28 protein-coding genes and 2 riboswitches are annotated in these 24,745 nt (G+C 72.4%); of the genes, 7 read left to right on the top strand and 21 right to left on the bottom strand.

Annotation, left to right across the window (positions count from 1 at the left end):
• Positions 1-91: 91 nt before the first annotated feature.
• Positions 92-1,117 (top strand): hypothetical protein, encoded by a 1,026-nt coding sequence (locus ACNAW0_RS21525; RefSeq protein WP_416289746.1) that lies wholly within the window; start codon positions 92-94, stop codon positions 1,115-1,117.
• A riboswitch (ZMP/ZTP riboswitch) is annotated at positions 1,116-1,198 on the top strand. Its footprint overlaps the gene before it by 2 nt.
• A gap of 13 nt (positions 1,199-1,211) precedes the next feature.
• Entirely contained in the window at positions 1,212-2,090 is an 879-nt protein-coding gene (locus tag ACNAW0_RS21520; protein ID WP_416289745.1) for a bifunctional 5,10-methylenetetrahydrofolate dehydrogenase/5,10-methenyltetrahydrofolate cyclohydrolase, read from the top strand.
• Between the two features lie 9 nt (positions 2,091-2,099).
• On the opposite strand, the gene ACNAW0_RS21515 is transcribed toward ACNAW0_RS21520, so the two are convergent.
• The 3 genes from ACNAW0_RS21515 to ACNAW0_RS21505 all read right to left on the bottom strand — a co-directional run bounded on the left by ACNAW0_RS21515 (position 2,100) and on the right by ACNAW0_RS21505 (position 4,978).
• Positions 2,100-3,122, bottom strand: coding sequence for an alpha/beta hydrolase (locus ACNAW0_RS21515; RefSeq protein ID WP_416289744.1), 1,023 nt, complete (start codon positions 3,120-3,122; stop codon positions 2,100-2,102).
• Between the two features lie 3 nt (positions 3,123-3,125).
• On the bottom strand, positions 3,126-4,073 hold the full coding sequence (locus ACNAW0_RS21510; RefSeq protein WP_416289743.1) for a hypothetical protein: 948 nt from the start codon (positions 4,071-4,073) through the stop codon (positions 3,126-3,128).
• 116 nt (positions 4,074-4,189) lie between these two features.
• Positions 4,190-4,978, bottom strand: coding sequence for an endonuclease/exonuclease/phosphatase family protein (locus ACNAW0_RS21505; RefSeq protein ID WP_416289742.1), 789 nt, complete (start codon positions 4,976-4,978; stop codon positions 4,190-4,192).
• A gap of 186 nt (positions 4,979-5,164) precedes the next feature.
• Here ACNAW0_RS21505 and ACNAW0_RS21500 point away from each other — a divergent pair, with 186 nt between their 5' ends.
• Together ACNAW0_RS21500 and ACNAW0_RS21495 are read left to right on the top strand one after the other, a co-directional pair.
• Complete coding sequence (locus ACNAW0_RS21500) at positions 5,165-5,938, top strand: sulfite exporter TauE/SafE family protein (protein WP_416289741.1); 774 nt, start codon at positions 5,165-5,167, stop codon at positions 5,936-5,938.
• Positions 5,939-6,097: 159 nt separating this feature from the next.
• Positions 6,098-6,871, top strand: a complete 774-nt coding sequence (locus ACNAW0_RS21495) for a GNAT family N-acetyltransferase (RefSeq protein ID WP_416289740.1) — start codon at positions 6,098-6,100, stop codon at positions 6,869-6,871.
• A gap of 65 nt (positions 6,872-6,936) precedes the next feature.
• On the opposite strand, the gene def is transcribed toward ACNAW0_RS21495, so the two are convergent.
• From def to ACNAW0_RS21480, 3 genes are read right to left on the bottom strand one after another with little or no spacing between them, the layout of a single operon-like run.
• On the bottom strand, positions 6,937-7,446 hold the full coding sequence (gene def, locus ACNAW0_RS21490) for a peptide deformylase (protein ID WP_416289739.1): 510 nt from the start codon (positions 7,444-7,446) through the stop codon (positions 6,937-6,939).
• 50 nt (positions 7,447-7,496) lie between these two features.
• On the bottom strand, positions 7,497-7,673 hold the full coding sequence (locus ACNAW0_RS21485; protein ID WP_416289738.1) for a hypothetical protein: 177 nt from the start codon (positions 7,671-7,673) through the stop codon (positions 7,497-7,499).
• A gap of 34 nt (positions 7,674-7,707) precedes the next feature.
• Entirely contained in the window at positions 7,708-8,196 is a 489-nt protein-coding gene (locus ACNAW0_RS21480; protein WP_416289737.1) for a MarR family winged helix-turn-helix transcriptional regulator, read from the bottom strand.
• A 51-nt stretch (positions 8,197-8,247) separates the two neighbouring features.
• On the opposite strand from ACNAW0_RS21480, the gene pip reads away from it, so the two are divergent.
• A complete protein-coding gene (pip, locus tag ACNAW0_RS21475) occupies positions 8,248-9,195 on the top strand; it encodes a prolyl aminopeptidase (protein WP_416289736.1) in 948 nt (315 codons plus the stop codon).
• A 37-nt stretch (positions 9,196-9,232) separates the two neighbouring features.
• On the opposite strand, the gene ACNAW0_RS21470 is transcribed toward pip, so the two are convergent.
• Positions 9,233-10,426: a chorismate-binding protein gene (locus ACNAW0_RS21470; RefSeq protein ID WP_416289735.1), complete on the bottom strand. Its 1,194-nt coding sequence runs from the start codon at positions 10,424-10,426 to the stop codon at positions 9,233-9,235.
• 123 nt (positions 10,427-10,549) lie between these two features.
• Here ACNAW0_RS21470 and ACNAW0_RS21465 point away from each other — a divergent pair, with 123 nt between their 5' ends.
• Entirely contained in the window at positions 10,550-10,750 is a 201-nt protein-coding gene (locus tag ACNAW0_RS21465; protein ID WP_123239682.1) for a DUF5999 family protein, read from the top strand.
• Between the two features lie 112 nt (positions 10,751-10,862).
• Here the strand turns inward: ACNAW0_RS21465 and gcvP are convergent, their stop codons facing one another.
• Both gcvP and ACNAW0_RS21455 read right to left on the bottom strand, forming a co-directional pair.
• On the bottom strand, positions 10,863-13,685 hold the full coding sequence (gene gcvP, locus ACNAW0_RS21460; RefSeq protein ID WP_416289734.1) for an aminomethyl-transferring glycine dehydrogenase: 2,823 nt from the start codon (positions 13,683-13,685) through the stop codon (positions 10,863-10,865).
• 72 nt (positions 13,686-13,757) lie between these two features.
• Positions 13,758-13,857: riboswitch (glycine riboswitch) on the bottom strand.
• 64 nt (positions 13,858-13,921) lie between these two features.
• Positions 13,922-14,800, bottom strand: coding sequence for an NAD-dependent protein deacetylase (locus ACNAW0_RS21455; RefSeq protein WP_416289733.1), 879 nt, complete (start codon positions 14,798-14,800; stop codon positions 13,922-13,924).
• 95 nt (positions 14,801-14,895) lie between these two features.
• Here ACNAW0_RS21455 and ACNAW0_RS21450 point away from each other — a divergent pair, with 95 nt between their 5' ends.
• Entirely contained in the window at positions 14,896-15,552 is a 657-nt protein-coding gene (locus ACNAW0_RS21450; RefSeq protein WP_416289732.1) for an NAD(P)H-binding protein, read from the top strand.
• A gap of 78 nt (positions 15,553-15,630) precedes the next feature.
• On the opposite strand, the gene ACNAW0_RS21445 is transcribed toward ACNAW0_RS21450, so the two are convergent.
• The 12 genes from ACNAW0_RS21445 to ACNAW0_RS21390 all read right to left on the bottom strand — a co-directional run bounded on the left by ACNAW0_RS21445 (position 15,631) and on the right by ACNAW0_RS21390 (position 24,622).
• On the bottom strand, positions 15,631-16,359 hold the full coding sequence (locus ACNAW0_RS21445) for a DivIVA domain-containing protein (protein ID WP_416289731.1): 729 nt from the start codon (positions 16,357-16,359) through the stop codon (positions 15,631-15,633).
• Positions 16,360-16,411: 52 nt separating this feature from the next.
• A complete protein-coding gene (locus tag ACNAW0_RS21440) occupies positions 16,412-17,578 on the bottom strand; it encodes a globin domain-containing protein (RefSeq protein WP_416289730.1) in 1,167 nt (388 codons plus the stop codon).
• Between the two features lie 2 nt (positions 17,579-17,580).
• On the bottom strand, positions 17,581-17,976 hold the full coding sequence (locus ACNAW0_RS21435; RefSeq protein ID WP_416289729.1) for a group I truncated hemoglobin: 396 nt from the start codon (positions 17,974-17,976) through the stop codon (positions 17,581-17,583).
• A 475-nt stretch (positions 17,977-18,451) separates the two neighbouring features.
• Positions 18,452-19,045 (bottom strand): MerR family transcriptional regulator, encoded by a 594-nt coding sequence (locus ACNAW0_RS21430; RefSeq protein ID WP_416289728.1) that lies wholly within the window; start codon positions 19,043-19,045, stop codon positions 18,452-18,454.
• 215 nt (positions 19,046-19,260) lie between these two features.
• Complete coding sequence (locus ACNAW0_RS21425) at positions 19,261-19,725, bottom strand: bifunctional nuclease family protein (RefSeq protein WP_416289727.1); 465 nt, start codon at positions 19,723-19,725, stop codon at positions 19,261-19,263.
• A 205-nt stretch (positions 19,726-19,930) separates the two neighbouring features.
• The gene (locus ACNAW0_RS21420; RefSeq protein ID WP_416289753.1) at positions 19,931-20,632 is read right to left on the bottom strand and encodes a MerR family transcriptional regulator; all 702 of its coding nucleotides are present in this window, start codon (positions 20,630-20,632) and stop codon (positions 19,931-19,933) included.
• A gap of 50 nt (positions 20,633-20,682) precedes the next feature.
• Positions 20,683-21,132 (bottom strand): FHA domain-containing protein, encoded by a 450-nt coding sequence (locus ACNAW0_RS21415; RefSeq protein ID WP_416289726.1) that lies wholly within the window; start codon positions 21,130-21,132, stop codon positions 20,683-20,685.
• Positions 21,133-21,349: 217 nt separating this feature from the next.
• Positions 21,350-21,730 (bottom strand): glycine cleavage system protein GcvH, encoded by a 381-nt coding sequence (gene gcvH / locus ACNAW0_RS21410; RefSeq protein WP_262284244.1) that lies wholly within the window; start codon positions 21,728-21,730, stop codon positions 21,350-21,352.
• A 55-nt stretch (positions 21,731-21,785) separates the two neighbouring features.
• The gene (locus ACNAW0_RS21405; RefSeq protein WP_416289725.1) at positions 21,786-22,700 is read right to left on the bottom strand and encodes a DUF881 domain-containing protein; all 915 of its coding nucleotides are present in this window, start codon (positions 22,698-22,700) and stop codon (positions 21,786-21,788) included.
• Positions 22,701-22,710: 10 nt separating this feature from the next.
• On the bottom strand, positions 22,711-23,043 hold the full coding sequence (locus ACNAW0_RS21400; protein ID WP_416289724.1) for a small basic family protein: 333 nt from the start codon (positions 23,041-23,043) through the stop codon (positions 22,711-22,713).
• The gene (locus ACNAW0_RS21395; protein WP_416289723.1) at positions 23,040-23,984 is read right to left on the bottom strand and encodes a DUF881 domain-containing protein; all 945 of its coding nucleotides are present in this window, start codon (positions 23,982-23,984) and stop codon (positions 23,040-23,042) included. Before ACNAW0_RS21395 ends, ACNAW0_RS21400 begins: the two co-directional genes overlap by 4 nt.
• Entirely contained in the window at positions 23,981-24,622 is a 642-nt protein-coding gene (locus ACNAW0_RS21390; protein ID WP_416289722.1) for a CDP-alcohol phosphatidyltransferase family protein, read from the bottom strand. Before ACNAW0_RS21390 ends, ACNAW0_RS21395 begins: the two co-directional genes overlap by 4 nt.
• Positions 24,623-24,745 lie beyond the last annotated feature (123 nt).

Below are 24,745 nucleotides of genomic sequence, written 5' to 3'. Positions count from 1 at the left end.
GCGGCGGGTCGGCCTGGATCCCGCTCGGACATCGTGGTGGGGCCGCGTTCGGGGGACGGTGCACGGCTGGCGCCGGTGGCAGCATCGTGGGATGCGGGTGGGTCAGGCGCGGGCGGTGGCGGTCGACTGGGTACGTGAGCAGGTGCGGCGGGATCCGGGGATCCGGGGGGCGTTCTTCAGCGGTTCCACGGTGGGGGTGTCGGGTGACGCGGTGTTGCCGGTGTGGTCGGACGTGGATGTGTTGTTGGTGCGGGACGGGCCGGCCGGGAAGCTGGGCAAGTTCCGCCATCGCGGGGTGCTGTTGGAGGTTACGGCGCTGACCTGGGCGGATCTGGGGTCGGCGGAGGATGTGCTGGGGTCGTGGGTTTTCGCGCCGTTGTTGCGTACGGACACGGTGATCATGGATCCGACGGGGCGGCTGGCCGCGTTGCGGCAGCGGGTGGCGGCGGGGTTCGCGGATCCGGTGTGGGTGCGGCGGCGGTGTGCGGGGGTGTGCCGGCGGATCGAGGCGGGGCTTCGGGCGCTGGGCGAGGGGGCGCCGCTGCACGAGCAGGTGACGGCGTGGTTGTTCCCGACGTCGGTGCTGGCGTTGTTGCCGGTGGTGGCGGCGTTGCGGGATCCGACGGTGCGGCGGCGGTACGTGCGGGCGCGGGAGGTGCTGACCGGGTACGGGTTCGGTGACCGGTATCCGGAACTGCTGGCGTCGTTGGACGGTGGCGGGGTGGGTCCGGGGCGGGTGCGGGAGCATCTGGCCGGGTTGGCGGTGACGTTCGACGAGGCGGCGCGGGTGGCGCGTACCCCGTTTTCGTTCAGTGCGGACGTCACGCCGGCGGGACGGCCGGTGGTGGTGGACGGGAGCGCGGAGCTGATCGGGGTGGGTGCGCACCGGGAGGCGATGTTCTGGATCGTGGCGACGTTCGCGCGTTGCCACGCGATCCTGGCGGCGGACGCCCCGGGGCGGGAGCGGGCGTTGCGGCCGGCGTTCGAGGCGGCGGTGGCGGATCTGGGGGTGGGGTCGGTGGTGGACCGGCGGCGCCGGGCGGAGGAGCTGCTGGGGTCGTTGCCGCGGTGGCGGGTGGTGGCGGATGCGGTCGCGGGGCGGGCTGTGGCAGGCTGAGCGTCGACGCGACTGGCGGCACGGGGATGGCATCAACCATCGGGGAGCTCGTCGCGGGGGTCGACCGCCTGGGCCTCCGTGGGCGAGGTGTGGCATGTCTTTTTCGGGTACGTCGGCTCGGCTGTTGCCGGGTGGGCCGGTGGCGGAGCGGGTGCTGGCGGGGGTCGCCGCGGATGTGGCGGTGTTGCGCGCGGCGGGGGTGACGCCGGCGTTGGCGACGGTGCTGGTGGGTGACGACGACGCGAGCGCGGGGTACATCCGGATCAAGCAGCGGCAGGCGGCGGAGTTGGGGTTTGTCTCTGCGCATGTGCATCTGCCGGCGTCGGCGTCGCAGGCGGATCTGCACGCGGTGTTGGCGGACTTCAACGCTGACCGGGATGTGCACGCGGTGCTGGTGCAGTATCCGATTCCGGGGCATCTGGACTACGACCGGGCGTTGCAGGTTCTCGATCCGGACAAGGACGTGGATGGGCTGCATCCGGTGAACATGGGCCGGTTGGCGTTGGGGCAGCCGGGTCCGTTGCCGTGTACGCCGGCGGGGATCGAGGCGTTGCTGGCGTTCCACGGGGTGCCGGTGGCGGGCCGGGAGGTGGTGATCCTGGGTCGGGGTGCCACGTTGGGTCGGCCGTTGGCGATGTTGTTGGCGCAGAAGCGGCCGACGGCGAATGCGGCGGTGACGGTGGTGCACACCGGGGTGGCGGATTGGCCGCGGTACACGCGGCGGGCGGAGATTCTGGTGGCGGCGGTGGGGGTGCCGGGGATCGTGCGGCCGGAGCATGTGCGGCCGGGTGCGGTGGTGGTCGGTGGCGGGGTGCGGTATGAGGGGCGGCGGCTGTTGCCGGATGTGGACGAGTCGTGTGCGGAGGTGGCGGGGGCGATCACGCCGCGGGTCGGCGGGGTGGGTCCGACGACGGTGGCGATGTTGTTCCGTAATGCGGTGCGGGCGGCGCAGCGGGCGTCGGGGGTGGGTTGAGCGGGGTCGTCAGTGGACGGGGCGGCCGAGCCAGGTGGACAGCCAGTCGAAGGCGGGGCTTTCGGCGGCTTCCCAGACGGTCATGCTGTGGCCGCCGCCGTCGGCGTAGTTGGTGGTGACGGTGAGCGGGGGGTGGGCGAGGTGGGCGAGGGTTTCGGCGTCGTGTTGGGCTTTGTGGTCGGCGCGGCCGCTGGACAGGTAGAGGGCGATGGCGGGTTGGGGTAGGTGGCGCAGTCGCCAGGTGTCGTCGTTGAGTGTGTGTTCGGTGCCGTCGCCGATGGTGATGCCGGGGTTGGCGTAGCCGGAGAGGCTGGCGGCGGTGGCGTATCGGTCGGGGTGGCGCAGGGCGAGGTTGGTGGCGCAGTAGCCGCCGGCGGAGTAGCCGATCAGTCCCCAGCTGGCGCGGTCGGTGCGTACCCGTAGGTGGGCTTGGGCGGCGGTGGGCACGTCGACGGTGAGGAAGGTTTCGGTTCGGGGGCCGTTGGCGAGGTCGGTGCATTCGGTGTCGAGCAGGGGGTTGGGGGTCTGTGGGGGGAACAGCACGACGGTGGGTGCCATCCGGCCGGCGGCGATTTCCTGGTCGAGGTGGCGGGTGGCGGCGAGGCGGTTGAGCCAGGAGGAGGGCGAGCCGGGGTAGCCGTGCAGCGCTTCGATGACGGGGAAACGTGCGGTGGGTTGTTCCCGGTAGGCGTCGGGCAGGTAGGCGTGGACGGGCAGGGTGAGGCCGCTGGCGGTGCCGGTGACGGTGAAGGTGACGAGTTGTCCGCTGGTGTGGTCGGTGGTGGGGGCCGGGTCGGTGCTGGTGATGTGGTGGCCGGCGAGGGCGGACCAGGTGGGGAAGGTGTCGACCTGGCGGTTGATCCAGAGGCCGGTGGCGGTCAGGGCGGTGGTGAGGCAGCAGGCGGCGGTGGTGGCGCGCAGGGCGGCGCGGCGTGGGCCGGTGGCGCGGTCCCAGGTGGCGGAGAGCAGTACGGCGGCGAGGACGGCGGCGATGGTGGCGGTGAGGGCGGCGGTGAGGCTGTCGGGTGCCATTGGTCAGCCTCCGGTCGGTGGATTGTGGTGGTGATGGTGGGGGCGGCGGGACGGTGGTGGGATCAGTTGGGTGGGTGCGCTGAGCGGTGGGGGTGTCTGCTGGCAGGCCCAGGTCAGGGCGGCGGTGAGCTGCTCTGCGGGGGGCGTGTCGAGGTGGGTGGCCGGGTCGCCGGGTCGGGTGGGTATGCCGGCGACGGCGACGGTTTCGGTGGCGGGCAGGTCGGTGGGTGCGGGGGTGGCGGGCTGGTTCGGGTTGTCGCCGATCAGGGCGAGGGTGGGATAGCGGGTGGGTGCGGCGTGGACGGCGGCCCGGGCGAGCGGGGTGAGCTGGTCGCCGGCGACGAGCGCCCAGTTGTGGGTGGTGACGCGTAGGTCTCGGGTGAGGCTGGTGGGCAGGGTCTCGGTGAGGATGTCGGGGGTGGCGGCGGGGCGCAGGTGGGTGAGGACGATGACGGCGGGTCCGGCGCGGTCCTCGGCGGTGTGCGCGGCGCTGGTTTCGTGGGCGGGGTTGGCCGGGGCGGCGAGGATGATCACCGGGTAGCGCCAGGTGGGGTGCTGTGGGTAGTCGGCGGGGACGACGACGGTGGGGGCGGCGGTGACGGGCCAGCTGGTCCAGCGGGGTGGGTGCCAGGTGAAGCTGACGGGGCCGCCGGCGGTGCGGCCGGCCCGGCTGGTGATGACGTGGTCGAGGTGGCCGGGCCGGGCGGGGCCGGTGTCGCGGTGGATGGTGTCGGCGGGCAGCAGGTCGGCCCAGGTGGGGTAGAACTGCGCGGTCCGGTTGACGGCGAGGCCGGCGGCGACCAGGGCGAGGGTTTCGGTGAGCAGCACGGCGGCGGCCCGGGTGAGGTGTGTCCAGCGGCGGTGGTGTCGCCAGGTGCGGGCGGTGGCCGCGGCGGCGGCGACGGCGGCGGCGGCGACCAGGAGCAGCAGCGGTAGGCCGGTCAGCGACATGGGCTGGCCCCTCCCCTCGTTGCACCATCGCATCATGGGGCGGCCGGTGGCCGGGGGGTTTTCCGGGCCGTCGCCCGGTGGTGATGGCCGTTGCTGGCAGGTGTGGTGGTTGAGGGTCAGCTGGGAGTGCTGAGGTCGACGACGAGGGGCCGGTGGTCGGAGATGGTGGACAGCGGCGTGTCGACGCTGGTGACGGGTGGTAGCCGGTCGCGGCCGTGCCGGTCGGCGAGGATGTGGTCGAGTTGGACGCGGGGCTGGCCGGCGGGGTAGGTGGGGCGCCGGCCGAGGGGCCGCCAGCGGGACAGCAGGGCGGCGGGCCCGGCGGGCAGGTTGAGGTCGCCGAGGAGGATCCGCGGTGCGGGCAAGGCGCGCAGGGCGCGTACGACGCGGCGCAGTTGCAGCATGTTCCAGCCGGGGACGAAGGACAGGTGGGTGGCGGCGACGGTGAGTGGCCCGTACGGGGTGTCGAGGACGGCGGCGAGGACGACGCGGGGTTCGTCGTGCAGCAGCACCAGTCCCCCGCCGGGGCCGGGGACGTAGACCGGGGAGCGTACCGGGGCGGGGCGTAGCCGGGTGACCTGCCAGGAGCGGACGGGGTGCCGGCTGACCAGGCCGATGCCGTAGCAGGGTTCGCCGTGGCCGTCGTCGTCGTGGGTGAGTGGGCGCAGCTGTTCGCCGGGGGTGCCGACGACGGCGGCGGCGAAGCGGTGTTCGGGGGCGTGGAGGGCGCGGGCGGCGATGGCGGTGAGGTCCAGGTTGCCGCTGCGGGACTGGTCGCGGTCGACCTCCTGCAGGGCGAGGATGTCGGCGTCGAGTGCGGTGACGGCGGCGGTGAGCCGGTCGGGGTCGACGAGTCCGTCGGTGAGGGACCGGCCGTGCAGCAGGTTGAAGGTGACCAGGCGCACGAACTCACCCTACGTCCGCGTGGCAGGCTTGCCGGATGCTGAAGGCGGTGGTCTGTTCGATGCTGGTGTTCGTGGCGGTGGCGTCGGCGGGTTTGTGGTTGCGGCGTCGCCGGGGGCGTTGAGCTGGGGTGAGGCTGGCCACAGCGGGGCTCGTCGGCGTGGTGGCGGTGGGCAGAATGGCCGCCTGTGGATCTTCTGTCGCTGACGACGTTGTTGACCGCGGCCGCGATGGCGGGCTGGGTGGACGCGGTGGTGGGCGGTGGGGGTCTGTTGCTGTTGCCGGCGCTGCTGGTGGCGGCGCCGGGGGTGCCGGTGGCCACGGCGTTGGGCACGAACAAGTTGGCCGCGATCTTCGGTACGTCGACGGCGGCGGTGACGTATGCGCGGCGTACCAAGCTGGACTGGGCGGTGGCGGGGCCGTCGGCGGGGCTGGCGGTGCTGACCGCGGGGCTGGGTGCGGCGTTGGCGGGGGCGGTGCCGGCGGGGGCCTACCGGCCGGTGGTGCTGGTGGTGCTGGTGTCGGTGGCGGTGTTCGTGTTGACGCGGCCGCGGTTGGGGGTGCTGGCGTTGCCGCATCGGCGTACGTCGGCACGGGTGGTGGTGGCGGTGGCGGTGGCCGGGTTGGGTATTGCCCTGTACGACGGGTTGATCGGGCCGGGTACGGGGACATTCCTGGTGTTGGCGTTCACCGCGCTGGTGGGGGCGGATTTCGTGCACGCCTCGGCGATGGCGAAGGTGGTCAACGCGGGTACGAACCTGGGGGCGTTGGTGGTGTTCGCGGCGACGGGGCACGTGTGGTGGCTGCTGGGGGCGGCGATGGCGGTGTGCAACGTCGCGGGGGCGGCGTTGGGTGCGCGGATGGCGTTGCGGCGCGGCGCTGGTTTCGTGCGGGTGGTGCTGCTGGTCGTGGTGGTGGCGTTGGTGGGCAAGTTGGGTTACGACCAGTGGGTGGCCGGCTGACCGGGCCGGGGTGTGGCCGGGCCCGGTCAGCCGAGAGCCGACCGGGGCGGCGCCCTGGTGCCGGCCCTGGGCGCGCTCGCCCGGTGGGGCCACGACAACCTGCCCGCCGCGGCGGGACGCGCTTACGGCTGCTGAACGCCGGCATGTGATCATCAGCGGATGCCCGTCCGCGCCGAACACGACCGGGCCGTCCTGGCCGAGCTGCTGGGCCGGGACCCGGTGCTGCACGCCTACCAGCTGGGCGACCTCGACGACTTCTTCTGGCCCTACACGTCGTGGTTCCGGCGCGGCGACCAGGTGGCGCTGCTCTACCACGGCGTCGAGCTGCCGACGCTGCTGGCGTTCGCCGCGCCGGGGCGGACCGGGGAGCTGGCGGCGCTGCTGGACGATCTCGCGCCGATGCTGCCGGCCCGGCTGTGGGCGCACCTCTCCCCCGGCCTGGACGTCGCGGTGGCGCGCTGGTGCGAGGTGTCCGACGCCGCCGTGCACCACCGGATGGCGTTGACCGACCCGGACCGCCTGGCCCGGGTCACCCCGGCCGGCCAGGTGCTCGGCCGCGCCGACCTGCCGGCGCTGCTCGACCTGTACGCGGCCGCGTACCCGGGCAACTGGTTCGACCCGCGGATGCTGGACACCGGCCAGTACGTGGGCGTCCGGGACGGCGGCGAGCTTGTCGCGGTGGCCGGGGTGCATGTGTGGTCTCCCACCTGGCGGGTGGCTGCCCTGGGCAACGTCACCACCCACCCCCGTGCCCGCGGCCGGGGGCTGGCCGCCGCGGCCGTGGCCGCGCTCTGCGCCCGGCTGCGCGCCGAGGTCGACCACGTGATGCTCAACGTCCGGGCCGACAACACCACCGCCGTACGCCTCTACGAACGGCTCGGTTTCACCCGCGTCGCCGACTTCACCGAGTGCGCGCTGCGGCGGCGCACCTGATCGGACGGCGCGCCCGTCTGCCCGGCGTGGGGGTGGCCGGTCGGGCCGGTCACCCCCACGAGTTGTCACAACCCCCGGCTGGGCGAGTCGAACCGGCCGGCGCGGATCTCCCGCAGCGCCCGGCGGCGGGTGTCGCCGCGCAGCGTGTCGACGTACAGGCGGCCGTGCAGGTGGTCGGTCTCGTGTTGCAGGGCCCGGGCCAGGAAGCCGCTGCCGGAGATGGTCAACGGCTCGCCGTGCTGGTCGACGCCGCGCGCGGTGGCGTGCGTCGCCCGCCGGGTCGGGAAGTACAGGCCGGGAATGGACAGGCAGCCCTCGTCGTCGTCCTGGAGTTCCTCGGACAGGTCCAGCGTCGGGTTGATCAGATGGCCGCGGTGGCCGTCGGCGTCGTAGACGAACACCTGCGCGCTCACCCCGATCTGCGGGGCGGCCACGCCGGCCCGGCCGGGCGCGCCGAGCAGCGTGTCCATCAGGTCCTGCACGAGCGCGCGCAGGTCGGCGTCGAAGCTGGTCACCGGCTCGCAGCGGGTACGCAGCACGGGATCACCGATGATCCGGATCGGGCGCATAGTCATGCCCGGAAGGCTAACCGGTCGTTACCCGCGGTGGCGTGCGCACCGGTCGGTCAGTCGGCGGACCGCTGCCGCACCAGGACCTCGATGTCGTCGAGGACGCGGGCGAGGCCGAACTCGATCCGCTCCACGGTGAGGTCGGCGCCCTTGCGGCTGGGCTTGTCCCGGGTCCGCCACGACAGGGCGAGGCTGCGGGCGGGATCCCCGGTGCCGCTGTACTCGGTGGTCACCTCGGGGGGCCCTACCGGCGACTGCGCCGGCTGGTCAGGGCGCGCTGGTGGGGGCCAGGCCGGTGTCGGCGATCCGGTCGCGCAGCGGACGCCGGGCCAGCGCCGCGAGGACCGCGTACAGCTCGTCGGCCAGGGGTACGGGCAGTTCGGCGTCGAGTTGCCGCATGGCGGTGGTGGTGGCGGCCCATTCGGCCTCGATGACGGGCAGCAGGGCCCGTGTCCGGTCGGTGAGGGTGACGATGCGCTGCCGGGCGTCGGTGCCGGGGGTGAGGGTGACCAGGCCGGCGCGGCTCATCTGGGCGACGGTCTGGCTGGCGGCGGAGTGGGTGACCCCGATCCGGGCGGCGAGGTCGCGGATGGGCAGCGGCCCGTCGGCGACCAGCACCCGCACCAGCGGTGAGTACCGGGGCCGGTAGTCGGCCAGGTCGAGGTTGGTGTAGGTGGCGGCGACGTCGCCGTCGAGCAGTTCCAGGACGTGGCGCAGCAGGGTGCCCAGTGCCTCGCGGTCGGGGGTGGCGGTCACGTCCGCTAATGTAACAGCGCTGTTGTGTCTGGTGTGTGGGAGGGAACCCGGATGTATCCACCGATCGAGCCGTACGCGCACGGGCTGCTCGACGTCGGCGACGGCCAGCAGGTGTACTGGGAGACCTGCGGCAACCCCGACGGCCGGCCCGCCCTGGTGGTGCACGGCGGCCCCGGCTCCGGCGCCACCCCGTCATGGCGGCAACTGTTCGACCCGGCCGCCTACCGGATCATCCTGTTCGACCAGCGCGGCTGCGGGCGCAGCACCCCGCACGCCGCCGACCCGGCGGTGGACCTGTCGGTCAACACCACCGCGCACCTGCTCGCCGACATGCAACGGCTGCGCGAGCACCTGGAGGTCGACCGGTGGCTGCTGTGCGGGGCCTCGTGGGGGTCGTCGCTGTCCCTGGCGTACGCCCAGCGCCACCCGCAGCGGGTCAGCGCGCTGGTGCTGTTCAGCGTGGTCGCCAACACCCGCCGGGAGATCGACTGGGTGACCCGGGACATGGGGCGGATCTTCCCGCGGGAGTGGGCCCGGTTCCGCGACGGCGTGCCCGAGGCCGACCGCGACGGCGACCTGTCCGCCGCGTACGCCCGGCTGGTCAACGACGCGGACCCGGCGGTGCGGGAGCAGGCCGAGCGTGACTGGTGCGACTGGGAGGACGTGCACGTCTCCCTCGCCGGCGGCTTCAAGCCCAGCCCCCGCTACGCCGACCCGGTGTTCCGGGCCGCCTTCGTCCGGATCGTGACCCACTACTTCAGCAACCTGGGCTTCCTGCCCGACGGGGCGCTGCTGCGCGACGCCGGGAAGCTCGCCGGCATCCCCGGCGTGCTGGTGCAGGGTCGCCTCGACGTCAGCGGCCCGCCGGACATCGCCTGGCAGCTCACCCAGGCCTGGCCGGATGCCCGGCTGGAGATCGTCGAGGCCGGCGGCCACGGCAGCGGCCACGGGGTGGGCGAGCGGGTGGTCGCCGCGCTCGACGCCTTCGCCCGCGCCTGACCGGCCCCGCCGCCCGGAGGCCGCAAGCCGCGGCGGCTCAGCCGGCGGCGAGCAGGGCGCGTACCGGGGCGGCCTTCGCCGCCGCCTCGGCGACCTCGGCCGCCGGGTCGCTGCCCCAGGTGATGCCGCCGCCGGCCCACAGGTGCAGCCGCTGCGCGTCGGCCGCGGCCGTGCGGATGGTCAGCCCCAGGTCGATCCGCCCGGGTCCGACCCAGCCCAGCGCGCCCATGCTGGCGCCCCGGCCGACCGGTTCGAGGGCCGCGATCCGCTCCAGCGCGGCGAGCTTGGGCGCGCCGGTCACCGACCCGCCCGGGCAGACCGCGCGCAGCAGCGCCGCCAGGCCCAGCCCGTCGGCGGGCGCCGCCGACACCGTCGACTCCGCCTGCCACAGGTCACACCATCGGCGTACGGCGAACAGCTCGTCCACCCGCACCGAGCCGGTGCGGGCCACCCGGGCCAGGTCGTTGCGTTCCAGGTCGACGATCATGACGTGCTCGGCGCGTTCCTTGGCGGAGGCGAGCAGGTCCCGGCGTCCGGCGGGGGTTGCCGGCCGGGTGCCTTTGATCGGCCGGGTGACCAAACGGCCGTCCTCGAGGGCGATCAGGGTCTCCGGCGAGGCGCAGCCGATCGCCCAGCCCGCACCGGTCAGGGTGCCGCCGTAGCGGGCGCCGGGCAGGGCGGCCAGCCGGGCGAGCGCCGGCCGCGGGTCCCCGGCGTACGGCGCGGCGGCGTGGCCGACCAGGTTGACCTGGTAGACGTCGCCGCGGCCGATGGCGGCGCGCACCGCCGCCACGGCGTCGGCGTGCTGGCGGGGGGTCCAGCTGTCCCGCCAGTCCCCCAGCCACCAGCCGCGCTCGGCCGGGCGCTGGGGGGCGGGCGGCCGGTCGGCGTGGCCGTAGACGACCACCACCAGGTCGGGCAGCGCCGGGACGGGGGTGGGCGCGCCGGGCGGGCCACCGGCGGCCCGGGCCCCGGCGGCGGCGGACAGGTACAGGGCGGCGCCGCAGGCGCCGTGCGGGTCGTGGGCGGCCGGGCGGGCCAGGTCGTGCAGGGCGATGCCGTGTACGGCGAGGAACTCCTGCGCGAGCGCGGCGGGGTCGCCGCCGTCGGCGGGCCGCCACTGCAGGCGGGCCCGTTCCACGAGTCGTGTCCGGCAGGCCGCGGGGGCGCCGGGCACGTCGATCACTCGCTGTGGGAGCGCTTCCACGCCGTCCGGCCCATTTCTACTCATCCGTTCAGCCGATTTAAGGTGAACAAGACGGAAGCATGCTCGATAGCGCGCGCTTTCGCTTGGTACTGTGCGTCACTGGTCATGTGAACCATGACACAGCGCCCCCACAGCCCGGAGAACCCGATGTGCCAGCACCAACCCACCTGCCCCTCCGCTGAGGCGACCGACCGCGAAGCCGCCCGCGTCATCGCCTGCTTCCCCGAGCAGGGCTGGAGCCTGCTCTGCAACGGCGTCATCGTCTTCGAGGACACCGGCGAACTGCTTCCCGACGGCAGCAGCATCGCCCCGCACCGCGGGCCCGCCCGGCACGCCCTCGTCGCCTGATCTCACCACGCTGCGTGACCGCAGCGCGGGCGTCCGACCCGGGCCCAGCCGGCCTTGACCAGGTCGGACGCCCGGCCGGGGCGTCCCCGACGACCGCCCCGGCACCCGCGCGTCAGCTTTCGAACACCTCCGGTGACGGGCACGAGCAGACCAGGTTCCGGTCGCCGTACGCGCCGTCGATCCGCCGCACCGGCGGCCAGTACTTCCCCGCCCGGTCCACCCCGGCCGGATACGCGCCCACCGACCGCGGATACGGGTGCGGCCACTCGTCGCCGGACGCCATCGCCGCCGTGTGCGGGGCGTTGGACAGCGGGTTGTCCCCGGCCGGCCACTCACCCGAAGCCACCTTGTCGATCTCCACCCGGATCGCGATCATCGCGTCGCAGAACCGGTCCAGCTCGGCCAGGTCCTCACTCTCGGTCGGCTCCACCATCAGCGTCCCCGCCACCGGGAACGACATCGTCGGCGCGTGGAAGCCGTAGTCGATCAGCCGCTTCGCCACATCGTCGACGCTCACCCCGCTCGCCTTGGTCAGCGGCCGCAGATCCAGGATGCACTCGTGCGCCACCAGGCCCTTGTTGCCGGCGTACAGCACCGGGAAGTGGTTGCGCAACCGCGCCGCCACGTAGTTCGCCGCCAACACCGCCACCCCGGTCGCCCGGGTCAGCCCCTCAGCGCCCATCATCCGCAGGTACGCCCACGGGATCGGCAGGATCCCCGCCGACCCGTGGTTCGCCGCGGAGATCGCCGGCCGGCCCTGCTCGCGCGCCCCCACCGGGTCGCCAGGCAGGAACGGCGCCAGGTGCGCCCGCACCGCCACCGGACCCACGCCCGGACCGCCGCCACCGTGCGGAATGCAGAACGTCTTGTGCAGGTTCAGGTGCGACACGTCCGCGCCGAACCGCCCCGGCTTGGCGAACCCGACCAGGGCGTTGAGGTTCGCGCCGTCGACGTACACCTGGCCGCCGGCGTCGTGCACCTTCGCGCACAACGACGCGATGCCCGTCTCGTACACCCCGTGCGTCGACGGGTACGTCACCATGATCGCCGCCAGGGCGTCCCGATGCTTGTCGATCTTCGCATCGAGGTCGACCAGGTCGACGTTGCCGTCCACATCACAGGCCACCACGACCACCCGCATCCCGGCCATCACCGCCGACGCCGCGTTGGTGCCGTGCGCCGACGACGGGATCACGCACACGTCCCGGTCCCCCTGCCCACGCTGCCGGTGGTACGCCCGGATGGCCAGCAGCCCGGCCAGCTCCCCCTGCGAGCCGGCGTTGGGCTGCACGCTGACCGCGTCGTACCCGGTCAGCTCCGCCAGCCAGTCCTCCAACTGGCCGATCAGCTCCCGGTACCCGGCGGTCTGCTCGGCCGGCGCGAACGGGTGCAGGTGGGCGAACTCCGGCCAGGTGATCGCCTCCATCTCGGTGGTGGCGTTCAGCTTCATCGTGCACGACCCCAGCGGGATCATGCCCCGGTCCAGCGCGTAGTCGAAGTCGGCCAGCCGCCGCAGATACCGCAGCATCGCCGTCTCCGAGTGGTGGCTGTGGAACACCGGGTGGGTGAGGAAATCCGACGTGCGGCTCAGCTCGGCCGGCAGCCCGTCATCGACAGCGCCGTCGAAGTGCGGCACCCCGAACGCCGCCCACACCGCCGCCAGGTGCGCCGGCGTGGTCGTCTCGTCGCAGGAGACACCCACCCGGTCGGCGTCGACCAGCCGCAGGTTGACGTTGCGCGCCACGGCGGCGGCCACCACCTCCGCGGCACGCCCCGGCACCGCCGCGGTGACGGTGTCGAAGAACGCCACGTCCGCGACCTCGACGCCCCCGGCGCGCAGCCCGGCCGCGAGCCGCGCCGCCATGCCGTGGGTACGCCGGGCGATCGCCCGCAGCCCGTCCGGGCCGTGGTAGACCGCGTACATGCCGGCCATCACCGCCAGCAGCACCTGCGCGGTGCAGATGTTGCTGGTCGCCTTCTCCCGGCGGATGTGCTGCTCGCGGGTCTGCAACGCCAACCGGTACGCCGGGTTGCCGTCGGCGTCCTTCGACACGCCGACCAGCCGGCCGGGCAGCATCCGCTCCAGGCCCGCCCGCACCGCCAGGTAGCCCGCATGCGGCCCACCGAAGCCCATCGGCACACCGAACCGCTGGGTGGTGCCGGCGGCGATGTCGACACCGAACTCCCCCGGCGGGCGCAGCAGCGCCAACGCCAGCAGGTCCGCGGCCACGCACACCAGCGCCCCGACCGAGTGCGCCGCCTCGACCAGCCTCGCGTGGTCGCGAACCGCCCCGGACGCGCCCGGGTACTGCAGGTGCAGGCCGAAGAACCCCTCGGGCAGTTCGTCACGCTCGAGGTCGACCACGCGCACGTCGATGCCGAGCGGCTCCGCCCGGCTGGTGATCACCGCGATGGTCTGCGGCAGCGCGTCCGCGTCCACCACGTACACGGTGCTCTTGCTCTTGGACGCGCGGCGGGCGAGCGTCATCGCCTCGGCCGCGGCGGTGCCCTCGTCGAGCATGGAGGCGTTCGCGACCGGCAGCGCGGTCAGCTCCGACACCATGCTCTGGAAGTTCAGCAGCGCCTCCAGCCGGCCCTGGCTGATCTCCGGCTGGTACGGCGTGTACGCGGTGTACCACGCCGGGTTCTCCAGCACGTTGCGGCGGATCACCGCCGGGGTGTGCGTGCCGTGGTAGCCCAGGCCGATCATCGACACGGCGACGGTGTTCCGGGCGGCCAGGGCACGCAGCTCAGCGATCGTCTCCCGCTCACTGGCCGGCGCCGGCAGGTCCAGAGCGCCGTGCCAGCGGATCACCTCGGGGATCGCCGCGTCCATCAGCTCGTCGACGCAGCTGTAGCCGACCGTTTCCAACATCCGGCGCTCGTCACCCAGGTCGGGGCCGATATGCCGGTCGGCGAACTGCTCTGCGGTCATGGGTGCGCTCCTTGTCGGGGCGAGGTCGACAGGTCAACCTCCCCCTGAGTCGCGCTCACGCGCTCCACAGTGCCTGCCCACGTGGTCCTTTTGCCTGAGAGGTTCCGGGGAGGAAGCTGCCCCTTCGGCGCCGCCCGGGGTGTTTCCGGGCGGTCTCTCCCGCGTGGGTGGTACCGGCCTGGTCAACGCTACCAGCGCCCATGTTTCCGGCTCATGTCCTCCCCACCGGGTGCCCCCTACACCGCCGCCGGCTCCCCGGCGACGACGTCGCTGCCGACAGCCGCCGCCGGGCCGGCGACACGGTCGGCAACCGCGGACAGCACCTCACCCAGCGGCCCGTCCACCGCCACGGTGGCGTGGCCGTCACCGCGGGTGGGCCCCTGGTTGACGATGGCGACCGGAATGCCCAGTTTCGCCGCCCGGATCACGAACCGCCGTCCCGACATGACCGTCAACGACGAGCCGAGCACCAGCACCGCCCGGGCCGCCTCGACCAGGGCGAAACAGTCGGCGACGCGGGGCGCGGGCACCGTCTCGCCGAAGAACACCACGTCCGGCTTCAGCATGCCGGTGCCGCAGATACCGCAGTCGACGGTCCGGAACCCGGCGACCCCCTCGTCGGGCAGGTCGACGTCGCCGTCGGGGTTGACCTGGGCCACCCGCGCCGCGAAGCCCGGGTTGGCCTCGCGCAGCCGCCGGTCCAACTCCTCCCGGGAGGTCAGGTTGCCGCAGTCCAGGCAAACCACCTCGTCGAGCCGGCCGTGCAACTCGATCACCCCGGTGCTGCCGGCCGCCGTGTGCAGACCGTCGACGTTCTGCGTGATGATCCCACTGACCAGGCCGGCGTGCTGCAGCCGCGCCACCGCCCGATGCCCCGCGTTCGGGGCGGCCCGGGCGATCAGCCGCCACCCCAGGTGACTACGCGCCCAGTAGCGCCGCCGCGCGTCCGGGTCCCGGGTGAACGCCTGATACGTCATCGGGGTGTGCCGGCGAGCCGCGCCGCTCGGCCCCCGATAGTCCGGGATGCCCGACTCGGTGGACAACCCGGCGCCGCTGAGCACCACCACGTCCCCCGCGCCCACCAGCCGGGTCAACGCGTCGAAGATCTGCCTCACCCGTCCATGCTGCCTCAACCGCCGCCCGCCGGCGACCGGGGCGGGGCTCACGCGCTCGCCCGCCGGGCGGCCCGCCCGGCGGCTACGTTGAGGGCATGCGAGTCGTCATCGCCGGAGGCCACGGCAAGATCGCCAAACTGTTGGAGCGGGAACTCGCCGGACGCGGCGACACCGCCGTGGGGCTGATCCGCAACCCCGAGCACGCCGCCGCGCTGCACGCCGCCGGCGCCGAACCGGTCGTGGCCGACCTGGAACACACCGACGTCGACACCGTCGCCGCCCACGTGGCCGGCGCGGACGCGGTGGTGTTCGCCGCCGGCGCCGGGCCGGGCAGCGGCGCCGCCCGTAAAGACACCGTCGACCGGGCCGCCGCCGTGCTGCTCGCCGACGCCGCCCAGCGCGCCGGCGTCCGCCGCTACCTGCTGGTCTCCTCGATGGGCGTGGACGCCCCGCCCAAGCCCGACAGCGACGAGGTGTGGGCGGCGTACCTGCGGGCGAAGAAGGCCGCCGAGGTTGAGGTCATCGGCCAGGACCTCGAGGTGACCGTGCTGCGTCCCGGGCGGCTCACCGACGACCAGCCCGTCGGGCGGATCAGCCTCGCCCGACACGTCGACCCCGGCGAGGTCACCCGCGCCGACGTGGCCCGGGTCCTGCTCGCGCTCCTCTACGAGCCGGCCACCGCCGGTCTGACCCTGGAACTGGTCGGCGGGGAGACGCCGATCGCCGACGCGATCCGCGCCGCCGCCCGCTGACCGTCCCCGGCCAGCGGGCTGGGGGGGCCACGACGAAGTCGGCCCGCCAGTCACCAGGGACCGGCGGGCCGAACCGGGTCAGCGCTGGTGGCGGGGCGCCACGGCGACCCGTACCCGACCACCATCCACCGCCGGCGCCCTGCCGCCGTTCACGGCCGCAGGGCTGACGCCCACCGTCATGCCGCCGACCTCCGCGGCGATCCGCTGCATCGTCCGCGACAGCTGCTCACTGCCGTCGTCCAAGTGCCGGGCCGCCGCCTGCATGTGCGAGATCATCATGTCGCCAAAGATCCGCAACGCCTCCCGGGCGGCCACGGAGTCGTCGAACTTCACGCCGGCGCTGGTGCGGTACTCCTCCACCACCCGCTCGGCCTCCTGCCTCGCCTCCTCCACCGCCGCCCGCATGTAGCTCTCGTACTGCGCCCGGGCGTACTCGGCCACCCGCTGGGCGTAGTCGTGTGCCTGGGCGATGATCTGCTCGGCCTCCCGCTGCGCCGCCGACAGCAGGTTGATCTCCTTCGCCGCGGGCAGCTTCGCCCCGGTACTCGGAATCACCCCGTGCCGGTGCAGCTCCAGATGGTCGTTGAGCCGCTCGTTCTCGGCCCGCAGATCCGCCACCTGCGTCGCCAGCAGATCCAGCTCGTCGGCCACCTGCATCCGGAACCGGTCGACTTCCGTCGGGTCATAGCCACGGCGGGCGAACGACGCCGCGTCGAACTCCCACCGGCGCACCCGATCCGAGGTCATCCGAACCTGCACGCTGGAGACCTCACCGCCGTCGTACCTGCTGATCGGGGTCGCGCTCACCGGACCCCCCTTTCGCTCGCGACTGCGGGGCTCGCAAGCACACTACTCGCACTCACCGAACACCTCTGGAATCGTCAGGGGCGGTCGACGTCCGCCACATCGGCCCGTACCAGTGCTTGCCGAAACCCTCGTGGTGCATCTGAGCGGCGTGATAACCCGACTCGGTCAACCTGGCCACCGAATGGCTGACCATCTCGTCGGAACCGCAGATGTAGACATGCCGGGACCGGAAATCCTCGTCGGCCAACGCCTGGTCCACCACGTGCGCGAACGCCCCGGGCTGCTGGAAGTCCGCCCCCACCACGTAGGTGACGTTCAACCACGGGTACGACGCCGCGAACTTGTCGATGGCATCGTTGTCGTAGAACTCGTTGCGCGAACGGGCCCCCACGTACAGGTCGACCCGGCGGCGGGAACCCTCCGCCCCGACCTGCTCCACCAGCGACTTCAACGGTGCCCAGCCGGTACCGCTGGCCAACAGCAGCAGATCGGCCGACCCGGCCGGCCACAGCGTCAACCGGTCACCCACCGGCGCCGACAGGTAGATCTGGTCACCCACCGTGCACCCGTACACCAGACGCGGCGACACGGTGCCACCCGGCGCCGCCCGCACGTGCAGCTCCAGCGTGCCGTCCCCGCGTGGCGCGTTCGCCGGCGAGTAGTACCGCCACGCCCGCACCGACGGGTGGGACACCCCGATCGACTGGCCCGGCGTGAACGGCAGCAGGTACTGCGGGCGCAGCGTCAACACCGACAGGTCGAACGTGCGCCGCTCGTGACCGAGGATCTCGGCCACCCACCACGGCGGGGCCTTCGTCTCGGCCGCCTGCGCGGCGTCGATCATCACCTGCGAGACCAACCCGTACGCGGCCGTCCAGTCCTGGGCCAGGTCGTCCGTCCACGCCTCGCCGAGGAAATGCTGCAGCGTCGCCACCAGCGCCTCCCCGACCGCCGGATAGTGCTCCTCGCGCACCGCGAACTTGCGATGGTCGACACCCAGATCCTGCAGGAACCCGACCAGGCCGTCGACCTGGTCCACGTTGGACACGATGTGCCCCAACGCGGTCACCAGCCGATCCCGCTGCCCGGCCATGTTCGTGGGGAACATCTGCCGGACCTCGGGATGGGCCAGGAACAACATCGAATAGAAATAGAACGGCACCTGCTCGCCGTGCGCGGCGACCTGGGACCAGCTCTGCTTCAGCCGTTCCGCGTCCACACTCAGACGCCCGTCCCGCTCCGCGGGGCCACCACCTGGTCCTGCACCTTCTCCAGGACGACCTCCACGTAACCGATGGTGTCCGCCGGCACACGCAGCTCCACCAGCGTCGCGGTCAGGTGCGCACCCACCTTGACGTAGTGCGCCACCGGGATGTTCAACGGCTTGTGCGCCTCGGCCAGGTCACGACCGTCGTACTCGTTCGGCCCGCCGAGCACCACGGTCAGCATCAGCGCCAGGTGCCGCCGCTGCTCCGGCATGTTCAGATCGGCGAAGTAACCGGCCAGCTCCGGGTCGGCGAGGACCTTGTCGTAGAACAGCGCCACCGCCGCCTTGACCGAGCTGGCGCCACCGATGCGCTCGTAGTGGGAGGGCGCGGTCTCTTCAGTAACTGTCACGGTCGTTCCTTCCAGGTTGCAGGGCCACGCCGATCGGCGCGGAGGGGCAGCCGGTCGGCTGGCGAGGAACTGGCGTGACGTGATTGCCAGCACGACCGTGTGGGACGATAGCGCGCCAACTGGGCAGGGTCACGCCCGGCCTATCAGGTTCGTGACAACAGCCGACCGGCCGGCACCTTCATCGTCCACAAGAATCGCCCCCGGCGGCGCGCCGAAAACCTCAACAATCTGTCATCGGCGGCGGGCAGCCCAACGTAGCGCCCATCCACAATGGAAGGGACCCAGCGCCCGGCCGCCCAGCCCCAGTTCACCACCGCTGACCAGCGGAAACGCCACCTGCAACCCGCCCCGGCCCACCCCGAACGCAGTCCCGCCCACCGGACGCAACCGCCCCGCCGCACGGCACGCTGCGTCACCAAAAGCAAGATCGCGCCGGGCCCCAGCCACAGCGCGATCCGCAGGTGCCCTCGCCGGCTCAGCCCGCCCGACGCCGCGCCCGCCGCGCCGCCAACTCGTCACCCACCGACTCCGGCGACTCCGGCGAATCCGACGAATCCACCACCGGCGGACCACCCACCGACTCCGCCGGCAGATGCGACAACGACCCCTGGATCTCCTTGAACGCACCACCGATCGCGATGCCGAACACCCCCTGGCCGCCCTGCAACAGGTCGACCACCTCCTCCGGCGACCGGCACTCGTACACCGTCGTCCCATCGGAGATCAACGTGATGCCCGCCAGGTCCTCCACCCCACGCGACCGCAGCGCCTCGATCGCCTTCCGGATGTTCTGCAACGACACCCCGGCGTCCAACAGCCGCTTCACGACCTTCAACACCACGAGGTCACGGAAGGAATACAGCCGGGACGTCCCCGACCCCGAAGCGTCCCGCACGCTCGGCACCACCAGACCCGTCCGGGCCCAGTAGTCCAACTGCCGGTAACTGATACCCACCGCGTGGCACGCCGTCACACCCCGGTAGCCGACCTCACCGTCACCGTCCGGCTCAGGCCCCACCACACCCGCCTGCTGCTCCATACCCGGACCAGGATCCTGCGGCTCGTGCATCCGGACAACCTCCCCGCCCGTGCGGTGCCACGCCCTAATCTCCCCGTACGTGCACCCCTCGACACCGCAACCCTATAGCCGCCCTCGGGAGTTACCACGCAGGAAGCACCGCGACACGCCGCGCACCAACTCGGAAGATCACCCACCGCAGCCAACGGTCACCCCACCGTGACGACCGCCGTCGCTCCACGCCGACCTGCCCAGTCGGCGGCCATTCACCCCGCGAAGTCCTCCGGCCGCACCTGCTCCAGGAACTCCCGGAACTTCTCCACTTCGTCCTCCTGCTCGTCCGGGATCACGATCCCCGCCTCACTGAGGACCTGCTCGGCACAACGAATCGGAGCCCCCACCCGCAACGCCAACGCAATGGAATCGCTCGGCCGCGCCGACACCCGCACGCCGTCACCGATCAACAGATCGGCGTAGAAGACGTTCTCCTTCAGCTCGGTGATCTCCACCGCCCGCAACGGCGCCTGCAACGCAGTCAGCACATCCCGCAGCAGATCATGCGTCAACGGCCGTGCCGGCTTGACGCCCTGCTGCTCATAGGCGATCGCCGTCGCCTCGACCGCGCCGATCCAGATCGGCAGATAGCGGTCCCCCTCGACCTCCCGCAGCAGGACGATCGGCTGGTTGCTGGGCAGCTCCACCCGAACTCCGACCACGCTCAGCTCGCGCACCGCCGCCTCCGTGTCGTCGTCGCCTACGCACCGCCCTTCCCTGCACGGTACACGGACCGCGACACGAGAGCCTCATGCGCTATTTGCACCACGCCTCGTCAGGAAGGGTTACCCCGGCAAGCCTACGACACGCTTCCGAAGGCAGAACTTTCCGAACCCACCAGCGGCCGAAGCCGGGCACCACACGGCACCCGGCCCCACACCCTCACCGACCCAACGTCGACCGCAGCCCCACCCGCACCAACGCCGCGTGCAACTGCTGCGACAACGCCACCAGCTCCCGCGCCGTCTCCGCCGCCCGAGCCGGCGCCGCCGGATCGCTCTGCCGCGCCAACGGAGCCACCAACTGCGCGAACAGACCGACCTCCCGATCCGCCGCCGTCCGATACCCCCGCAGGTGCCGCGGCTCCAACCCGTACGCAGCCAACCCCGCCACCGCCCGCGCGATGATCAACGCATCCGCGTCGTACCAACCCGGCGGATCCGACACCAGCACACCGAGCCGCTCCAACTCGACCAACGTCGACTCGTCGAGGCCACTCCGCGACAGCAGATCCGCCCGCCCCAGCCGCACCTCGGCCGACTCAGCCGGCTCCGCCCCCTCCCGACCCGGCACCTCACCACCGGGACCGACCGCCACCAACGTCGGCCGCTGCCGACCCGGCACCCCACCCGACCCGTCCCAATCCGCCAACTGATCACGGATCACCCGCAACGGCAGATACTGGTCCCGCTGCGCGGTCAACACGAACCGCAACCGCGCCACATCGTCCCAGCTGTACTTCCGATACCCCGCCGGCGTCCGCTGCGGCTCCACCAGGCCCTCGGCCTCCAGAAACCGCAACTTCGAGATGGTGACGTCCGGGAACTCCACCCGCAGCTGCGCCAACACCTCACCGATGCTCATCAGCGCGGTGGGACGCGCCGCCCCGGGCGGCGTCGAAGCCGCAGGCTCGTTCACCCCCGGCCGGCCTCCTCCGGACGCGGACCGGCGATGAACACCACCCGGAACTTACCGATCTGCACCTCGTCACCATTGCTCAACGTGGCAGCCTCGACCCGCTCCCGATTCACGTACGTGCCATTCAAGCTGCCCACGTCCCGCACCGTGAACGTGCCAGCATCCCGATGGAACTCGGCGTGCCGCCGCGAAACCGTCACGTCATCGAGGAAAATGTCACTGTCCGGGTGCCGGCCGCTGGTCGTCACATCGTGGTCCAACAGGAACCGGGCACCCGCGTTCGGACCCCGCCGAACCACCAGCAGAGCCATCCCCGGCGGCAACGAACCGGACATCCGGCCCGGCACCACATCGGTGTCCGGCCCCTCCAGCACTTCGTCGAGCGAACCGAGATTGAGCGTCGAAGTGACGTCGAGTGGGGGGAACTCGTCGTCTGGGCGCGTCATGGGACCACCTCACGGATCTGTTCGGTCGGCGTCAGGGTAATGGCGGGTCTGGCCGCCGGGCAGTCACACACCCGGCGGCTGGCTCCCCGTGCCCGGGAAGGCGCATTCCACAACGCTCAACTATCGGGGTTTTCGGTCGACTGGGCGAGCCTAGCCAGCGCCGAAATGCAGGGCAACCGGACGCGCGGAGACAAGCCCGCCGCCCGGAACGACACACTCAGCTCTCAGTGAGCTCGCGGTACGCACCAGCGGTCAACAAACCCTCGACCGCCGCCGGATCATCCGGAGTGATCTCCACCAACCACCCCGCACCGTACGGATCCGTGTTGATCACCTCAGGGGTGTCGGCCAACGCCTCGTTGCGCGCCGCCACCGTGCCACTCAGCGGCGCGTAGATCTCCGACACACTCTTGGTCGACTCGATCTCACCCAACGACTCGCCCGCAGCCACCACCGCGCCCTCGTCCGGCAACTGGACGAACACGATGTCACCCAGCGCGTCCTGCGCGAAGTGCGTGATACCGATCCGGACGGCGCCACCGTCCCCACCCGCCACCCACTCGTGCTCGGCGGTGTACCGCAGATCCTCAGGAATCACCAGCTGCATCCTTCATCCATCGGTGCACCGGGGGAACCGGCGCGGCCGCGGCCGGTCAGGAAACCGGCCGGGCGTGTTCCAGCTTGATCGGCGCGTGCAGCTGCGAAACCTCCACAGCCCCACGATCCTCGACGATCACGTTACCGCCGTCATCCGCCACCGCTGCGACCACCCCGCCGGGGATGTTCAACGCCGTACGCATCGTCGCCGAATCACCGATCACCAGAATCGTGTACGGACCGGTCAACCGCCGCCCGTCCACCACCAGGCCACCGCCCTGCGCATCCACGAAATACGTTGACGCGATGATCCGCACCGCCGAGCCGTCCGCCCCGACGATCTGCATCGCCTCCGCGCCCGCCCCCCGCAACTCCTGCACCGCGTCCAGGATCCGCGTCGACGAGATCGCCTTGCCGCCACTCTCGAACCGCACCGACAACCCCGGCCCCACCGCAGGCAACGTACCCGCCAGGATGCCCAGCTCGTCCGCCCGCCGCGTCGCCTCCTCCAACGCCGCCTGCCGGCCCTGCTCACCCGAGCGCAACTGCCGCTGACTCTCCTCCAGCGCCGCGATGTCCTGCCGCAGCCGCCGCTCCCGCGAATCCAGATCCGACGAGATCCGGACCAGGTCCTCCTCGCGCGTCGCCGCCAGCGTCGGATCCGTCGACGTCGTCTTCAACTGCACCACCAGGGTGAACCCCAGCAACGCCAACAACACCGCGATCATCGCGCCCGCCGACGTCAAGCGCCGCGACGCCGGCCGCGACGCCGCCGACCCGCCCGGCGCATCGCCTTCCGGCTCACCCACCGGCGGCGCGTCCACCTCCCGCTCGGCCGGCGCCAACGGGCTCAACTCATCCGGATCGGGCGCCTCCGGCCGCGGATCCGGCTCACCCGCCGGACCCGAGGGCCGCACCGGCTCCGCCGGCTCCGGCCAACCGGTACCCGTCTCCCTGTGCTCCTCGCTCATCGCCCCAAACCTACGCCCGGAACAGGTGTCGGCGGATCGCCGCCACATTTCCGAAGATGCGCACCCCGAGCACGACCACCACAGCGGTGGACAGCTGGCCGCCCGCCCCCAGCTGGTCACCCAGATACACGATCAGAGCCGCTACCAGCACGTTCGAGATGAACGACACGACGAACTGCTTGTCGTCGAAGATCTTGTCCAGCTTCGCCCGAACCCCGCCGAACACCGCGTCGAGCGCCGCCACCACCGCGATCGGCAGGTACGGCTGCAATGCTGCAGGCACCGTGGGGTCCAAATACACCCCGAGCACCACACCGACGAGCAACGCCAGCACCGCGATCATCGACCACCTCCGGAGGGGCTGGGAGACGTCCCCGAGCGGGACGGCCCGGGACTGGAAGAACCGGCGGCCCCCGAACCCGACAGCGACGGGCTCGGACTCACCGGGGGCTCGGCGTAGCGTAGCCGCGGCTGCGGGGCCGCCGGCAGGGTCAGGTCCCCCGCCTTCTTCACCCCGAACGACAACCCCGTGGCTCGCGCCACCTCACGCATCAGAGCCGCCGACCGGCTCTCCTCGAACCGGTCCCGCATCGACCCCGGGCCGATCGCCGTCACCTCGTACGGGCTCGTCACCGGCCGGTAATCCACCAGGATCGCCTCACCGGCCTGACGGATCGTGGTCGTCGCCGTCAACCGCTGCCCGTTGATCGCGATCGCCTCCGCGCCCGCCGCCCACAGATCGTTCGCCACCTTCTGCAGGTCCGAGTACAACACCTGGGAGGGACCGGCATCCGCGCCCGTCACCGCGTTCTTGTCCCGCGGAGCGTCGGCCAGCCGCACCACCACACCGTCACCACGCACCCGGCCCAGGCCCGTGCCGGCCTCCAGCTTCCGCAGCCGGGACGCCTGCGAACCGCTCAGCGCCGCGTCCCGCTCCCGGCCGACCTCCTCGCGCAACTGGTCCGCGCGGTCCGTCAACCGGTCCGTCTCCGCCTCCCGCTGCTTGATGTCGGCGATCAACCCGGCTCGCGCCTTCGCCCGGCTCGGCTCCTCCGCGGCCGTCACCCGGTACGCCACCGCGAACAGGAACCCGATCGTCACCAGCACCAGCAGGCTGACCGGACGGGCCAGCAGGCGCCGCCACCGCGACGGTGGCGCCTGCTTCCGCCGCTCCGCCGCAGCCACGTACCCCGGCTCGAGGGGTTTGTGGAACAACTCGGTGAGGAAGTCCGGCGCGTACACCCGCGACGACGGGTCCCGACGGCCCTCCGGTGCCGCGGTCACGCCGCCGCTCCCGCCCGCCGCTCCCGCATCGCCCGGACCAGCCGGCTGGCCTGCACCACGTACATCGCCCCAGCCACCCAGTAGAGCACCAGGCCCCACCAGGCCAGCCCCCAGCCGATCGCCCCGGCCGCCGTGGCGATGGCCGGCGATGCGGTGGCCAGCAGCAGGATCGGGAACGCGGCCAGCAGCAGGAACGTGGCCGTCTTGCCGACGTAGTGCACCGGCGGCGGCCCGTAACCGTAACGGCGTAGCACCCCGAGCGAGCCGAGCAGCAGCAGCTCGCGGGCCAGCAGCGCCGCGGTGAACTGCCACGGCACCACCTCGCGCGCGGTGAACGCCAGCAGCGTCGCCAGGATGTAGAGCCGGTCGGCGAGTGGATCGAGCAGCTCACCCAGGCGGCTGACCTGGTGCAGCCGGCGGGCGAGCCAGCCGTCCACCCAGTCGCTGGTGCCACCGATCGCCAGCACGACGATCGCCGCCACGTCCGCCCGGACGACGAGGAAGAGGTAGAGGAAGAGCGGTACGCCGGCGAGCCGGACGAAACTGATCATGTTCGGCAGGGTGAGGACACGATCCCCCACGACCGCTGTCGAACCGCTCGGAGCCGGATGCTCCGCCGGAGCCGGCCGACGCGACACCGAACCCTCCCTTCGCAGCACGGTCAGGCGGCCGACCGCGATCGGCCGCTGGAGGACGTGCGCGTTGCCGGCCGGTCAGTGCCGGCGCCCTTTGCGATCCCGGGCTGGGACCTCCCCGAGGCG

The organism is Micromonospora sp. SL1-18 (genome assembly GCF_047921505.1).
GTDB lineage: Bacteria > Actinomycetota > Actinomycetes > Mycobacteriales > Micromonosporaceae > Micromonospora.
This window is presented reverse-complemented; position numbering and strand designations above follow the sequence as displayed.